Below are 14579 nucleotides of genomic sequence, written 5' to 3'. Positions count from 1 at the left end.
ACGACGACGAAGAGACCGACGTTCGGACCCGACGACCAGGGGGAAGTCATGTCTGCCCGCAAGACCGTCATGGTGCTCTACCGGCTCTGCTGGATCATCTTCTTCGCGATGGTGGTCATCAGCCTCTCCACCCGCCCACCGTTCCCGTACTGGGTGACCTGGGTGCCCGCTGTCGCCGCGATCGCCCTGCTGCTGACGGCGGGCCGCAAGGCCCGCGCGGCCGTGGCCGACCCGCCGCCCGCGGTGGAGGTGGAACCTCCGGTGTCCGGGCGCTGGACCGCGTTGAACAGTCCGGCGGACAAGGTGCCCAGCCACGGGATACACGGCTACGGGCAGACGTACGCGATCGACATCGTGGCCGAGCCCCGGCCGTGCGATGAGCCTCAGCCGCCTTGCGACCCTCAGCTGCGTGACGACCCTCAGCCGCGTGACGATTCCCGGCCTCCGCCGCGAGCCGGGGAGGATCCGGCAGAAGGCCCCGGGGGATCGGCCGCTGCGGACGACGGCCTGTCCCGTCCGGAGTTCCGCCGCCTGTGGCCGGTCGCCCGGCGCAACCACCACTTTCCGGCGTTCGGAGCCCCGCTGCTCGCGGTCGCCGACGGCACGGTGGTCCACGCCTCGCACGGACGGCGCGACCATCTCAGCCGCAATTCCATGCCCGCGCTGGTGTATCTGATGGTGATCGAGGCGTCCATACGGGACGTGCTCGGACCGGGCAGCATCGTCGGGAACCACATCGTGCTCGACCTGGGCGACGGTACGTATGCGCTCTACGCCCATCTGCGGCGCGGCTCGCTCCGAGTGCGCGTGGGGGACACCGTCCGGACCGGGCAGCAGCTCGCCGAATGCGGAAACTCGGGGAATTCCACCGAACCGCATGTGCATTTCCAGCTGATGGACGATCCGGACCTGGATGTGGCGATCGGAATTCCGTTTACCTGGCGCGGGATAGGCGTGCCGGCCAACGGCGAGACGTTCACGGTCGGAGGGCCTGCTGACGGGAGTCCTGTTCCCGGTCAGGACGCGGCTCAGACCGCTTCCTGAGTCCGCGCCGCCGCGCCTTCCTGAGCCCGCGCCGCCGCGCCCGGCAGTCGGGTGGCCAGGACCAGGGCCAGGACCATCACGGCGGTGGCGCAGCCGAACACCACATCGGTGGAGGAGGCGAAGGCGTTCAGGGCCTGTTGGTGCGCGGCGCCGGTGAGCCAGCCGATCCCGCTGGTCGTCCCACCGGGCCCGCGGGCCGCGTACACCCTGCTGAGCACGGTGCCGAGGAGGGCGGCGCCGAGGGCGGTCCCGAGGGTCTGGAAGAAGCGGACTCCGGTGGTCGCGACGCCCAGTTGGCGGGGTGGGGCGGTGTCCTGGATCAGCTGGATGAGCTGCCCGACGAGCTGTCCGAAGCCCAGCCCCATGAGCAGCATCGCGCCGCGCACCGTCCAGAGACCGGTGTCCGTCGTCAGGGTGGCCAGCAGGGCGAGGGCGGCCGACGCGAAGACCGTGCCGCTGACAACGAAGGTCTTCTGCGACCAGCCGGCCGATACGAGGCGGCCGGAGACGAGACCGACCACGGTCATGCCGACCGCCATGGGGACCAGATACAGCCCGGCCGAGGTCGCGGCGACTCCCCGTACGACTTGGAGATAGATCATGACGTAGACGATCGACCCCATCATCGCGGCGCCGACCAGCCCTTGGATGGCGAAGCCGTAGCGCATCGTCCGGTTGGCGAACAGGGTGAGCGGCAGGATCGGTTCGGCCGCGGTGGCCTGGCGCCGGAGGAAGAGGCCGAGGGCGGCGACGGCGGTGACCAGCAGGCCGACGATCAGCGGGGAGGACCAGGCGTGGTCCTGGCCGCCCCACTCGGTGACCAGGAGAAGCGAGGTGGAGAAGGCGGCGGCGAGACCTGCGCCGAGGAAGTCGATCCTGTGGCGTGTGGTGCCGGAGGGGAGCTGCAGGACTGTGATGGCGGCGACCAGGACGGCGATGCCGACCGGCAGATTGACGTAGAAGATCCATCGCCACCCGGCATGGTCGGCGAGGGATCCGCCCAGCCAGGGGCCGAGGGCCATGCCGGCACCGGCGATGACTCCGCCGAGGTTGCCGCCCTTCTCGCTCCGGCCCGTGCCGGAGGACGCGTTGCCGGCGGTGCCGCCTGCGCCGGATGCGTCCTTGTGGCTTCGCTTGCGGCTTGGGCTTTGGCTCCGGGTGCCGCTGTCGTCGGCCTCGGGCCCCTGTCTGGCGAGGTGGTGCAGGACGACCATGGTGACGCTCATCAGGCCACCGCCGCCAATGCCCTGGAGGGCGCGTGCGGCGATCAGTTCGCCCATGGACTGCGCCATGCCGCACAGCGCGGACCCGGTCAGAAACGTGGCCAGCGCCCCGATGAAGACCTTCTTCGGGCCGAGTGAGTCGCAGAGCTTTCCGTACAGCGGGAGGGCGGCGGTCGCGGCGAGCTGGTAGGCGGCGATCAGCCACGGGATCCGGTCGAGGCCATGGGCCGGGTCGAGGTCGCGGACGATCGGCACGGTCGCCGAGGACACGATGTTCGAGTCGAGCACGGCCAGGAGGATCGTGATGACGCAGAGCGCGATGCCGAGGGTGCGCCTTCCGCCGGAGCCCGGCGGGCGGGCGGGGGAGGCGGAGGCCGTGGGACCGGCCTCGGTGGACGCGCCGGTGGGCGCGTCGAGCGATGCGTCGGGCGATGCGTCGGATGGCGCGTCGGACGGTGCGTTGGGCGGCGCTTCAGACGGCCGTCCGGACGGTGCTTCGGGCAAGGCTGTGGACAGGGCTTTGGGCATGGCGGGCTCCCCTCCTGGGCGGCGAAGTACCGCCTTGGTGGGCACCACTGTTCCCGTAAAAATGTACTGGGTCAACTTTACATCCAGGATAAAAATTATTCTGAGATCAAGTTTCATCCTGGTACAGTGATGGCATGACCGAGGGGATGGGCCTGCGCGAGCGCAAGAAGATCCAGACGCGACGCCGTCTGCTGGCCGAGGCCACGAGGCTCTTCGGCGAGCGCGGGTTCGACGAGGTCTCGGTTGCGGAAATCGCCGAAGCGGCCGATGTGTCGAAGATGACCGTCTTCAACTACTTTGACAGCAAAGAGGACTTGGTTCTCGCTCCCATGGAGGAGCACATCGGCGATGTCGCCCGGGTGGTGCGTGACCGGGCCCCCGGCGAGTCAGCGGTGGCCGGTATGCGTCGCCACTTCCTGGCCGCGATCGAGGACCGGGACCCCGCGGTCGGGATGAGTGATTCGCCGGTGGCGCTGGGGCTCATCCAGTTGATCCAGCAGACGCCGGCCCTGCTGACCCGGGCCTACGCGTTCTTCGCGCGCACCGACGAGATGCTGGTCGACGTCCTGGTCGAGGACGGGGAGGATCCGGCTGTCGCGCGCATCGTGGCTGCCCAGTTGATCAGCACCCGCAATACCTTGATCACCGAGAACCAACGGCGGTTGCTCGCAGGTGAGTCGGCCGACGCGATCGCGGCGGACGCCGTCGCGCTTGCCGAGCGAGGGTTCGACCTGCTGGAGAAGGGCCTGGGCGACTTCGCGACCCGCGCCTGACCCGGGCCACCCTGCCTACCCCGACCCCGACCCCGACCCCGGCCCTCACCCCCACCCCCACCCTCGCTCTCTCCTGCCCGGCCCAGCCCCCGCCCGCCCCCGCCCGCCCCCGCCCGACCCCGGTCTGCCGCCGCGCTCTCCCCCGCCCGTCACGCGACTCCGGCGGTACGTCGTAGGCTCCCGTGCATGCCGCCGTCCCGGAAGCGCGCCCGTCGCTACGACCCGGTCAGGACCCGCACTGCGGTCCTGGCGCAGTTCGCCCATGTCCGCACCGCAGTGAGCGCGCTGACACCGCAGCAGCTGGACGCGCCGAGTGGGCTCGGCGCATGGACCGTGCGCGAGCTCGCCGTCCACGTGACCATGGCGCTCTCGCACGTCAGCAGGCATCTCGAACTGCCCGAACCGGCTCTGGCCAAGCCTGAGACGACCTTGTTGGAGTGGCCGTTCGCCACAGCGGAGCGGGCCGGCCGGATCGCCGACGACACCGTGGCGCTCGCCGCCGGGCACCCCGATCCGGACGCCCTGTACGCGGAGGTGGCCGACCGATTCGAGGCGCTGGTGCTGGGCACCTCCGAGGACCGGCTGCTGGCCACCCGGGTCGGTGTCATGCGGCTCGGGGACTTCCTGGTCACGCGCACCGTGGAGCTCGTGGTCCACACGTACGACCTCAACGAGGCGGCCGGGCTGGACATCCCGTACGACCGTCAGGCGCTGGCCGCCTGCACCCGGTTGCTCGCCGACGCCCTGGCGGAGAAGGCGCCGGGCGGTTCGGTCGAGGTGAGGGTCCCGCCGTTCGCCGTCGTCCAGTGCGTCGAGGGACCCCGGCACACCCGCGGCACGCCGCCCAATGTCGTCGAGACCGATCCGCTCACCTGGATCCGGCTCGCCACCGGGCGTACGTCGTGGGCGCGGGAACTCGACGCGGCGAAGGTCGGCGCCAGCGGCGAACGGGCCGACCTTGCCGCGCTGCTGCCCCTGATGGGGTGACGAGCGCCGGTCAGGAGCTCTTCGGATAGGGCAGCAGGCCGGCGTCCGTCCGTTCCCAGGCCGCTTTCAGTGCTGCCAGCAGTGCCGGCTCGGCGGCCGCGCGGTCGGCCTGCTCCCGCTGGTCCTTCGCCAGGTGGAAGAGCTGGTCCGCCCCGCCGCTGCCCCGGTAGTACTTCCAGTCCCCGCGGCGCAGCGCGCGCTCCCCGCGCACCCGCCAGAACAGGTCCCGTTCCCGGGGTTGTTCGCCCCGCAGGAGGTATCCGGCGAGGCTGATGCCGTCCAGCGGGTATGCCGGATCGGGGCGGGCACCGGCGAGTTCCAGCAGCGTCGCCGTCCAGTCGGGGGAGAACAGCGGCAGATCGCTCACCTGGCGGGGATCGATCCTGGCCGGCCAGCGCAGTACGGCGGGCACCCGGATGCCGCCCTCCTGGAGGGAGCCCTTGTTGCCGGAGAGCGGCCACTGGTAGGAGAAGCGCTCACCGCCGTTGTCGCTGGCGAAGAAGACCAGGGTGTCCTCCTCCTGCCCGGACCGCTTCAGCGCCTTCAGTACCTCGCCGACCGAGCGGTCCAGGTCCTCGACCATTTCCTTGTACTTGGCGAGCGAGCCCCCGTCGGCGTGGAACAGCCCGCCGAGACCGCCCTCCTTGATCTTCCGTACGATCTCGGCGCTCTCGGCCGTGTCGCCCTCGGCGATCCAGGGCCAGTGCGGTGTGGTGAAGTTGAGGTTGAGCAGCCACGGCTTGTCGTGGTCGCGCTGGACGTACTCGCTCGCCCGCTCGGTCAGGATGCGCGTGTAGTAGCGCAGGTCCTTGTACTCGGCATCGCCCTCGTAGAGGTCGTACTCACCGCCGAGACCGAGCTTCGAGTAGTACTCCAGCGCCCCGCCGAAGTTGCCGAAGAACTCGTCCCAGCCGGACTTGGTGGGGCTGTAGTCCGGCAGGTAGCCGCAGTGCCACTTGCCGATCAGCGCGGTCGCGTATCCGGCGCCGCGCAGCAGCGAGGCGAGCGTCGGGTGAGTGGGTTCGAGACCGACCGACCGGTCTGCGATGGGTTCGGCGAGGCCGCCCTTCGTACGCCCGGGATAGCGGCCGGTGTACAGGCTGAACCGGGTCGGTGAGCAGGTCGCGGACCCGGCGTAGGCATCGGTGAACCGCACACCCTGCCGGCCGAGCCGGTCCAGGTTCGGGGTACGGATGTCCGGCGACCCGTACGAGGAGAGATCGGCCCAGCCGAGGTCGTCCCCGAGGATGAACAGGATGTTGGGCCGCCGGGAGTGCCGGCCCCGGGCCGCCCGGAAGGCCTGCTCGGGGGCGACCGGTTCCGCAGCGGCGGGGGCGGCTGCGGTCACGCCCACCGCGGCGGTCGCGGCCGTGGCGCCGACGGCGGTTCCGAAGGCGCGGCGGGTCAGCGGAGAGCCGGAACTGTGGTTCGAGTCGTGAGAAGGCATGACTGCTCCAGGGCAGGGCTGGGCCGCTCAGCGGGACGGCAGCGGATGCGGCATCGGAGGGGGCAGTGGAGACGGCAGTGGAGGCGGAGGAGGGTCCCGTCACGTCCGTCGGCGGCGGGGGCGACTGTGGATGCGCGTGCCTACGGGCCCGGGCGGCCTCGGCGGAGCCGGGAGGGCGGAGCGGGGGAGGGGACAGCAGGAGAGGGGGAGAAGAGGTGAGGCAGCGGAACCCTCGTGCGCGCCGGAGGAATCAGGCGCGGCGACAGATGGCGCTCGATACACGTCCCAGATCGACGTGACGGCGCTCCACGAGCGTGACCGTGCGGTCACCGAGGGGCTGCATGGGCCAGGAGCCTGCCAACGCGCCATGCGCCTGTCAACGCCGGTCTCGCGCCTCGGACGGGTCCGCCCGCGGACGTCGACGGCTCCTGACAGCCGCACCGCCGCCCCCGTCGCCCCAGCCGACCTCCCCACAGCCACCTCCCCCACCTCCAGCCGCTCGCCAGAAGCCGCATACCGGTCGTCCCGGTGTGAGGCTCGCCACGAAATGAGCGTTCGGCCACCCCGCGGGACGGCGGGGTCGGCCGCCTCACGGAGTGCCACGAACTCGTCCCGCCGGTGCCCGAGCCCAGTGGCCGGAACCTGTCGGTAACCCGCCGTTGATCGGGGCGACGACTGCCCTCCGCCCGTTGCGGCCCTCATGCGCACACCGGAGCGTGATCACTCCGCGTCACCGTGCGGTAGGGGGTGGAAGGGGGTCGGAAGGGGGGTGTGGAGTCCGTTCACCCGTGCTCGGGCGGGGTGTCCCCAATTCGGACCAGTGGTCGATCTCGCCTACACTCGGTGGCGTGCCTCGTGGTGATGGACGACTCAACCACGACCTGCTCCCCGGAGAGAAAGGCCCCCAGGACGCTTGTGGCGTCTTCGGTGTCTGGGCTCCGGGTGAAGAGGTCGCCAAGCTCACCTATTTCGGACTGTATGCCCTGCAGCACCGTGGACAGGAGTCCGCGGGCATCGCAGTGAGCAACGGGTCCCAGATCCTGGTCTTCAAGGACATGGGACTGGTCTCGCAGGTCTTCGACGAAACGTCTCTGGGATCCCTCCAGGGCCATATCGCGGTCGGTCATGCCCGCTACTCCACCACCGGTGCCTCGGTGTGGGAGAACGCGCAGCCGACGTTCCGTGCGACCGCGCACGGCTCGATCGCCCTGGGTCACAACGGCAACCTGGTCAACACGGCCCAGCTCGCCGAGATGGTCGCCGACCTTCCGCGCAAGGACGGCCGCGCCACCCAGGTCGCCGCGACCAACGACACCGATCTGGTGACCGCTCTGCTCGCCGGCCAGACCGATGAGGACGGCAAGCCGCTCACCATCGAGGAAGCCGCCGGCAAGGTGCTTCCCGAGGTGAAGGGCGCCTTCTCCCTCGTCTTCATGGATGAGCACACCCTCTATGCGGCCCGCGACCCGCAGGGCATCCGCCCGCTGGTCCTCGGCCGGCTGGAGCGTGGCTGGGTGGTGGCCTCCGAGTCCGCCGCCCTCGACATCTGCGGTGCCAGCTTCGTCCGCGAGATCGAGCCGGGCGAGCTCGTCGCCATCGACGAGAACGGGCTCCGCACCTCGCGCTTCGCAGAAGCGAAGCCGAAGGGCTGTGTCTTCGAGTACGTCTACCTGGCCCGCCCCGACACGGACATCGCCGGGCGCAACGTCTACCTCTCCCGGGTGGAGATGGGCCGCAAGCTGGCTGCCGAAGCCCCGGTCGAGGCCGATCTGGTCATAGCGACACCGGAGTCCGGCACCCCCGCGGCCATCGGTTACGCGGAGGCCAGCGGAATCCCGTTCGGCGCCGGACTGGTGAAGAACGCCTACGTCGGCCGGACCTTCATCCAGCCCTCGCAGACCATCCGGCAGCTGGGCATCCGCCTCAAGCTGAACCCGCTCAAGGAAGTCATCAAGGGCAAGCGACTGGTGGTCGTCGACGACTCGATCGTCCGCGGCAACACCCAGCGCGCACTCGTCCGGATGCTCCGCGAGGCCGGCGCCGCCGAGATCCACATCCGGATCTCGTCCCCGCCGGTGAAGTGGCCCTGCTTCTTCGGAATCGACTTCGCGACCCGCGCCGAGCTGATCGCCAACGGCATGTCCGTCGACGAGATCGCCACGTCGATGGGGGCCGACTCGCTCTCGTACATCTCGATCGACGCGATGATCGAGGCGACGACGATCGACAAGCCGAATCTGTGCCGCGCCTGCTTCGACGGTGAGTACCCGATGGAGCTGCCGGACCCGGAGCTGCTCGGCAAGCAGCTGCTGGAGACCGAGCTGGCGGCAGGCCCTGCGGCGACCGCCGCGGCCGACGCGCTGCGCCGTCCGTGACCCGGACCGCACGGCAGCCTTCCCCCCAGCCCCGTATTTCCACACGAAAGATCCCAGGCAATGTCTGAGACAACAGGTGCTTCCTACGCGGCAGCGGGCGTCGACATCGAGGCCGGCGACCGCGCCGTAGAGCTGATGAAGGAGTGGGTGAAGAAGACGCAGCGCCCCGAGGTCGCGGGCCTCGGCGGTCTCGGCGGCTTCGCCGGGCTCTTCGACGCCTCGGCCCTCAAGCGCTACGAGCGTCCGCTGCTCGCCTCCGCCACCGACGGCGTCGGCACGAAGGTCGACCTCGCCCGCCAGATGGGCGTGTACGACACCATCGGCCACGACCTCGTCGGCATGGTCGTGGACGACCTCGTCGTCTGCGGTGCCGAACCGCTCTTCATGACCGACTACATCTGCGTCGGCAAGGTGCATCCCGAGCGTGTCGCGGCCATCGTGAAGGGCATCGCCGAGGGCTGTGTGCTGGCCGGCTGCGCCCTCGTCGGCGGCGAGACCGCCGAGCACCCCGGCCTGCTCGGCGCGGACGACTTCGATGTCGCCGGCGCCGGTACGGGTGTCGTCGAGGCCGACAGCCTGCTCGGCCCGGACCGTATCCGCAAGGGCGACGCCGTCATCGCGATGGCATCGTCCGGTCTTCACTCCAACGGGTACTCGCTCGTCCGTCACGTCGTCTTCGACCGGGCCCGCTGGGCGCTGGACCGCCAGGTCGAGGAGTTCGGCCGGACGCTCGGCGAGGAGCTCCTGGAGCCGACCCGGATCTACTCCCTGGACTGCCTGGCGCTGACCCGTACGACCGAGGTGCACGGCTTCAGCCACGTCACCGGCGGCGGACTGGCCAACAACCTGGCCCGGGTCATCCCGGACTCCCTGCACGCGACGGTGGACCGTTCCACCTGGACGCCCGGCGCGGTCTTCGACCTCGTGGGCAAGGCCGGTCAGGTCGAGCAGCTGGAGCTGGAGAAGACGCTGAACATGGGCGTCGGCATGATCGCGATCGTCCCGGCGGAGTCGGTGGACGCGGCCCTGACGACACTGGCCGACCGTGGCGTCGACTCCTGGGTCGCCGGCGAGATCACCGACCGCGGTGCGCACACGACGGGCGCGGAGCTCGTGGGCGGGTACGCGCGCTGAGCGCGGGCGCGCGGGATGCCCGCAGGCGCCGGACGGGCCGCGACGGCCCGTCCGGGTGCCATGGCCATGACGGCCCGGGACGAGCCCGTGGCGCACCGTTGCGTGCGGCGGACGAACCAAGGCGAGTGACGTTGCGGGCGGCGGAGGACACTCAGCCCGCGACGCCGAGTGCCGCAGCGGACACAGGGCACGCGACGACGTCGAATGCGGCGCAGGACGGCAGACGCCGGCAGGCAGTGGCAGTGGACCCCGCATGCGGCACACCGCGCACGATCCGGACCGGGACAGCACAGAACCCGGTCCGGGACAGGCCCGGACCGGGTTGATGTGTCAGCGCGAGGTCAAGCGCCGCGGCGCTGTGACGACGGACCGGACTGATCGTCCTCGTCCTCGTCATCGTCGTTGTACTGATCCGCGTACTGTGCGTACGGGTCATCTTCCTCGTCGTCGTCCTCGAACGGCTCAGCGTTCGGTGGTTGACTCGAAGGTGATGCGCCCAGCTCATTGGCCAGACGCGACAGGTCAGTCCCGCCGCTGCTGTACTTCAGCTGACGGGCGACCTTGGTCTGCTTGGCCTTTGCCCGGCCGCGCCCCATGGCTCGACCCCCTCGGTGACGGGGCTCGATGGCCCCAGAGTCTTGACACGCGTTCATGTTTCAGGACGGACTCTCGGCAGAGAGACCGCGCCTGTAGTGCTTTAACGGTACCTGCTTCCGCGGCCATACGGTACGCCGCCCGCATCACGCGCCTCGGAAGAGGACCCGCGAAGAGCTCTGTCCTCGCTGGTCAACTGCGATTTTAACCTCATATTGGCATGCGACCCGCCGACCGGGGTGAGTCTTGTCTCGCCGGTCGACGGGTCGCAAACCGTACGCATGCCGTAGCCGTGCCGTGCGCGGACCGTGTGCGTGCTGCCTACAGGCGGTGACGCCCGACGGGGCCCGCCCCTGTCAGCCGCGGCGTGCTTCGGCCATCCGCTGTTCGGCGATCCGGTCGGACGCGGCGGCCGGCGGGATGCCGTCGGCCTTCGCACGCGCAAAGATGGCCAGCGTGGTGTCGAAGATCTTCGCCGCCTTCGCCTTGCACCGGTCGAAGTCGAAGCCGTGCAGCTCGTCCGCGACCTGGATGACACCGCCCGCGTTCACGACGTAGTCGGGGGCGTACAGGATCGACCGGTCCGCCAGGTCCTTCTCGACGCCCGGGTGCGCGAGCTGGTTGTTGGCCGCACCGCACACCACCGAGGCGGTGAGCACCGGGACGGTGTCGTCGTTCAGGGCGCCGCCGAGCGCGCACGGGGCGTAGATGTCCAGGCCCTCGGTGCGGATGAGCGCGTCGGTGTCCACCGCGACGGCGACCTCGGGGTGCTTCTCGGTGATCCGGCGCACGGACTCGGCCCGCACATCGGTGATCACCACCTCGGCGCCGTCCGCCAGCAGGTGCTCGACGAGGTGGTGGCCCACCTTGCCGACACCGGCGATGCCCACTTTCCGGCCACGCAGCGTCGGGTCGCCCCACAGGTGCTGGGCCGAGGCCCGCATGCCCTGGAAGACGCCGAAGGAGGTGAGCACGGAGGAGTCGCCGGCGCCGCCGTGCTCGGGGGAGCGGCCGGTGGTCCAGCGGCACTCGCGGGCCACGACGTCCATGTCGGCGACGTACGTGCCGACATCGCAGGCCGTCACGTAGCGGCCGCCGAGCGAGGCCACGAAGCGGCCGTAGGCCAGCAGCAGTTCCTCGCTCTTGATCTGCTCGGGGTCCCCGATGATGACGGCCTTGCCGCCGCCGTGTTCGAGACCGGCCATGGCGTTCTTGTACGACATGCCGCGCGCCAGGTTCAGCGCGTCCGCGACGGCCTCCTCCTCGGAGGCGTACGGATAGAAGCGGGTGCCGCCGAGGGCCGGGCCCAGGGCGGTGGAGTGGATGGCGATGACGGCCTTGAGGCCGCTGGCGCGGTCCTGGCAGAGGACGACTTGTTCGTGGCCCCCCTGGTCCGAGTGGAACAGGGTGTGCAGTACGTCGACGGGCACGCCGGTCACATCGGTCACTGTGGTGACTCCCAAGTACGAAGCGGCGGAGAAGACCCTCCTGAAGGTGGGGAGGGCCCCGGACCGGCCGTGACGGCAGGTCCGACGGGCATGAGCTTAAGGCCGGCGCCGGCCCCCGGCCGAGGAAGATCCGGTCGCGTGGAGAGGATCACCCACCAGGGGAGTACGGGCGTGACACGATCTGCTGCATGTCGGTGGTGTCTTCGGTGTTCGTCCCTTACGCGTCCTACCTCCGGGTGTACGAGCCACTGGCGGCCTTCCCGGAGGCCGAACGTGCGCACTGGGCCCGCTATGCGGGCCGCGAGCGGATTCCCACGGCCCAGGACGAACTGCGCCGTTCGCTGGCCGACTTGGCGGCGACCCCGCCGGTCGGTGTGCCGGCGCACGAGAGCGCGGACGCGTTCGTCGCCGAGGTGGACGGGGTGGTGTGCGTCTGCCCGTGGCGGACCCGGCTGCGCGGGTGGCTGGCGCTGGACGGGCTGGCGGACATGTTCCCCGGTCCGGTGCTCGACGCGGTGCTGCCGCCGGTGGTGCGCGGGCAGGCGGTGGCGGACCACGAGCGGTGGGCGGAGCGCAATCCGGACGCCCGGCCGTGGATCAGGACGGCGGTGTGGCAGGTGCCGGTGCGCTGGTTCGTCCTGTTCTCGGACGAGGAGCGCGAGTACCTGGTGGCGGGCGAGGACGGTGACCCGCCGGTGCTGCGGTACCGGACGCCGATGGTCCAGGCGCGGCGCCGGCTGGCCCGGGCGCTGAAGACGCTGCGGGAGTCCATGGACGAGGGGCCGCTGACCGAGGGGCTGGTGGACGTCGGGCGGTGGCTGGAGGAGTTCCACCCGCGCTCGCTCGTGGAGCTGGACTACGGCGGGCTCGTGCACGCGCTGCCCGCGGAGCAGCTTGCGGGGGACCGGAGCGCCGCCGATGTGGCGGAGGGCATCGCGGCGCTCGGTGCCGGGGACGCGGAGGGGGCGGGCGAGGCGTACGCGCGTCTCGCGGAGCGCTGGAGGGCCGTGAGGGACCGCCAGTTCGCGAACTGACGTGCCATGAACCTGTGCCCTGTGTGACACGTGAGAGTGAAGAGGCGGAAGCGTACTTCAGTGGTCTTAGGACCTACGTCCCGAACCGGGCCTTTGCCTCAAGCGTGATGGATAGCACTTACGGGGCCCTTGCGTCCTTCCCTACTCCTCGTGCCAAAATAGGACAAGGAGTCCGGGGAGGGCTCCATCCGTCCAAGTAAGGGCGGATTGCTCTGCATTGCACTCTATGGGGGGTCTGATGACTCCTGATCGCTCTGTGACTGATCGTCACGGTGGTGTGACTGTCCGCTATGGCATGGTCCATCGGCTTCCGTCGCTGATGAACACCTGGGAGGGCAATTCCATCGGTTTGGCCGACGTGGCTGGACGGATGGTGTAGTTGTAGTGCCGAGGACAAGCCGTTCGTCCTATAACCGACTCGGCCCGCGTCCGCCATTTCGGGCAACGCGGGTCAAGGTGCAGAATTTAGAGGAAAGAACCGAGATGGTTCGGTTCTCCCGAGGAGGCCGCTCATGACCGCTCGCACCCCTGATGCCGAGCCGCTGCTGACCCCGGCTGAGGTTGCCACGATGTTCCGCGTGGACCCGAAGACGGTGACCCGTTGGGCCAAGGCAGGCAAGCTCACGTCCATCCGCACGCTCGGTGGACATCGCCGGTACCGCGAGGCAGAGGTCCGCGCACTGCTTGCGGGTATTCCGCAGCAGCGCAGCGAGGCCTGACATACCCCTGTCGCCGCGTCACAACTGGGCTTTTGGGTCCCCCAACCCACATAGCCCACCCATAGCTCCATATGACGGGCGTCCGCCCCAACGGGCGCCATACCTGTGCCATACGGGTTTTGTCATGAGATCGCGCTGGACTCCGCCGGGTCCAGCGCGATCTTTTTTGTGCGCTGTGCGGCCGGCGTGAGTCCTGCCGTGTCCCCGCTGCTCGCGCCTCTCGCGGGCTGAAAACCGGGCGTCCGGTTGGCTCCGTGCGAGCCCCGTGGGGGTCTCGTGCGAGCTTGCTCGGGTCTGTGCGGGACTGTGCGCCCTCGCCCCGCGAGGGCCGGACCGGGGTGGTTCGAGGGTTCCTGCGGGGCCCCTGTCCGGGTGGTGCAATTGCACATATTAAATTCGCCAGTTGTAGGAAGGGCGTAAAGTCACCCCTTCTCAAAACTGATTCGGTGACACCCGTCACATGGCATGAGTCTTGCCAAGTACGAGACTGCCACTGCTGTGGAGCGGAAGGCCACGCCATTGGTCACGCGTCGGCAGGACTTTCGTCCTCGGTCCGTGAGGCTCGGGGGCCGGTGTCCGGGGCCTCCTCGGGCCGGCCGGGCGGCGCCGGGGCGCGTACGGCGGCATGGAAGGCCGGCGCGGGCAAGGGGGCGGCCCGCGCCACAGGCGCCCGAAGGCCGGCCTCCGAGGGCTCCTGCGCCCGGGAGGCGGCCTCCTCGGACGCCCGGGCGCGCTCCGGGGCGCTGTGGGCCGCCGGGCCCTCCGCGGTCCGTTCCCGGGCCCCGGAGGCCGTCGCAGGGTCCAGCGCGAGCCGGAGTATCCGCGCGCAGACCGCGCAGTGCCGGGTGAGGTGGCGATAGCCCGAGGCCGCCGCCAGATGGGCGCGCAGCAGGGCGCGGATCTCGTGCCGGGGCGTCCTCCCGCGGACGGGTTCGCGGGCACCGGACCGGTCCGGCCGGAAGTCCTCGCCCGTGGATGCCGCCATCCGCGCCACCTCCCGGTGGTTGCGCGCCGTCCCGCCCCAGGAAACCAGGGACAGCCCCTGGTTTCTGAGTACTCGTCGGCGGACACCGGAGTCAAGACGCACGAAAGCCCGGATCCAGGGGATCCGGGCTTTCGTTACTGCGGTCCTGACGGGATTTGAACCCGCGGCCTCCACCTTGACAGGGTGGCGAGCACTCCAAACTGCTCCACAGGACCAGGTTTTCGCGGCTGCCTTGCGGCTGGCTGCGAAGACAGACTGTACAGGAGGTCAGAGGGTGCGGTCGACCTC

The 14579-nt window shown here is 70.1% G+C and carries 12 protein-coding genes and 1 tRNA gene; 7 read left to right on the top strand and 6 right to left on the bottom strand.

Annotation, left to right across the window (positions count from 1 at the left end):
- Positions 1-48 precede the first annotated feature (48 nt).
- Positions 49-1044, top strand: coding sequence for a peptidoglycan DD-metalloendopeptidase family protein (locus OG521_19200; GenBank protein ID WUW22806.1), 996 nt, complete (start codon positions 49-51; stop codon positions 1042-1044).
- On the opposite strand, the gene OG521_19195 is transcribed toward OG521_19200, so the two are convergent.
- Complete coding sequence (locus OG521_19195; GenBank protein WUW22805.1) at positions 1029-2795, bottom strand: MFS transporter; 1767 nt, start codon at positions 2793-2795, stop codon at positions 1029-1031. The two genes, OG521_19200 and OG521_19195, sit on opposite strands and share 16 nt — an antisense overlap.
- Positions 2796-2929: 134 nt before the next feature.
- Between OG521_19195 and OG521_19190 the strand changes: the two genes are divergently transcribed.
- Entirely contained in the window at positions 2930-3568 is a 639-nt protein-coding gene (locus OG521_19190; protein ID WUW22804.1) for a TetR/AcrR family transcriptional regulator, read from the top strand.
- 186 nt (positions 3569-3754) lie between these two features.
- Positions 3755-4555, top strand: a complete 801-nt coding sequence (locus OG521_19185; GenBank protein ID WUW22803.1) for a maleylpyruvate isomerase family mycothiol-dependent enzyme — start codon at positions 3755-3757, stop codon at positions 4553-4555.
- 10 nt (positions 4556-4565) lie between these two features.
- Here the strand turns inward: OG521_19185 and OG521_19180 are convergent, their stop codons facing one another.
- Positions 4566-6002, bottom strand: a complete 1437-nt coding sequence (locus OG521_19180) for a sulfatase-like hydrolase/transferase (GenBank protein ID WUW22802.1) — start codon at positions 6000-6002, stop codon at positions 4566-4568.
- Positions 6003-6850: 848 nt separating this feature from the next.
- Between OG521_19180 and purF the strand changes: the two genes are divergently transcribed.
- Positions 6851-8377: an amidophosphoribosyltransferase gene (gene purF / locus OG521_19175; GenBank protein WUW22801.1), complete on the top strand. Its 1527-nt coding sequence runs from the start codon at positions 6851-6853 to the stop codon at positions 8375-8377.
- A gap of 60 nt (positions 8378-8437) precedes the next feature.
- Entirely contained in the window at positions 8438-9511 is a 1074-nt protein-coding gene (gene purM / locus OG521_19170) for a phosphoribosylformylglycinamidine cyclo-ligase (protein ID WUW22800.1), read from the top strand.
- Between the two features lie 341 nt (positions 9512-9852).
- Here purM and OG521_19165 read toward each other — a convergent pair whose 3' ends face one another.
- Together OG521_19165 and OG521_19160 are read right to left on the bottom strand one after the other, a co-directional pair.
- The gene (locus OG521_19165; protein WUW22799.1) at positions 9853-10107 is read right to left on the bottom strand and encodes a DUF3073 domain-containing protein; all 255 of its coding nucleotides are present in this window, start codon (positions 10105-10107) and stop codon (positions 9853-9855) included.
- 354 nt (positions 10108-10461) lie between these two features.
- Complete coding sequence (locus OG521_19160; protein ID WUW22798.1) at positions 10462-11553, bottom strand: valine dehydrogenase; 1092 nt, start codon at positions 11551-11553, stop codon at positions 10462-10464.
- A 188-nt stretch (positions 11554-11741) separates the two neighbouring features.
- Between OG521_19160 and OG521_19155 the strand changes: the two genes are divergently transcribed.
- Positions 11742-12587, top strand: a complete 846-nt coding sequence (locus OG521_19155) for a hypothetical protein (protein ID WUW22797.1) — start codon at positions 11742-11744, stop codon at positions 12585-12587.
- 512 nt (positions 12588-13099) lie between these two features.
- Entirely contained in the window at positions 13100-13306 is a 207-nt protein-coding gene (gene bldC / locus OG521_19150) for a developmental transcriptional regulator BldC (GenBank protein ID WUW22796.1), read from the top strand.
- A 523-nt stretch (positions 13307-13829) separates the two neighbouring features.
- Here bldC and OG521_19145 read toward each other — a convergent pair.
- Positions 13830-14291: a DUF6274 family protein gene (locus OG521_19145; GenBank protein WUW22795.1), complete on the bottom strand. Its 462-nt coding sequence runs from the start codon at positions 14289-14291 to the stop codon at positions 13830-13832.
- A gap of 140 nt (positions 14292-14431) precedes the next feature.
- Positions 14432-14506 (bottom strand) — tRNA-Asp (locus tag OG521_19140).
- Between the last annotated feature and the right edge of the window lie 73 nt (positions 14507-14579).

The organism is Streptomyces sp. NBC_01463 (assembly GCA_036227345.1).
In the GTDB taxonomy this organism is placed as follows: Bacteria; Actinomycetota; Actinomycetes; order Streptomycetales; family Streptomycetaceae; genus Streptomyces.
The sequence above is the reverse complement of the archived record's forward strand: the minus strand, read 5'-3'. Positions and strand labels throughout refer to the sequence as shown.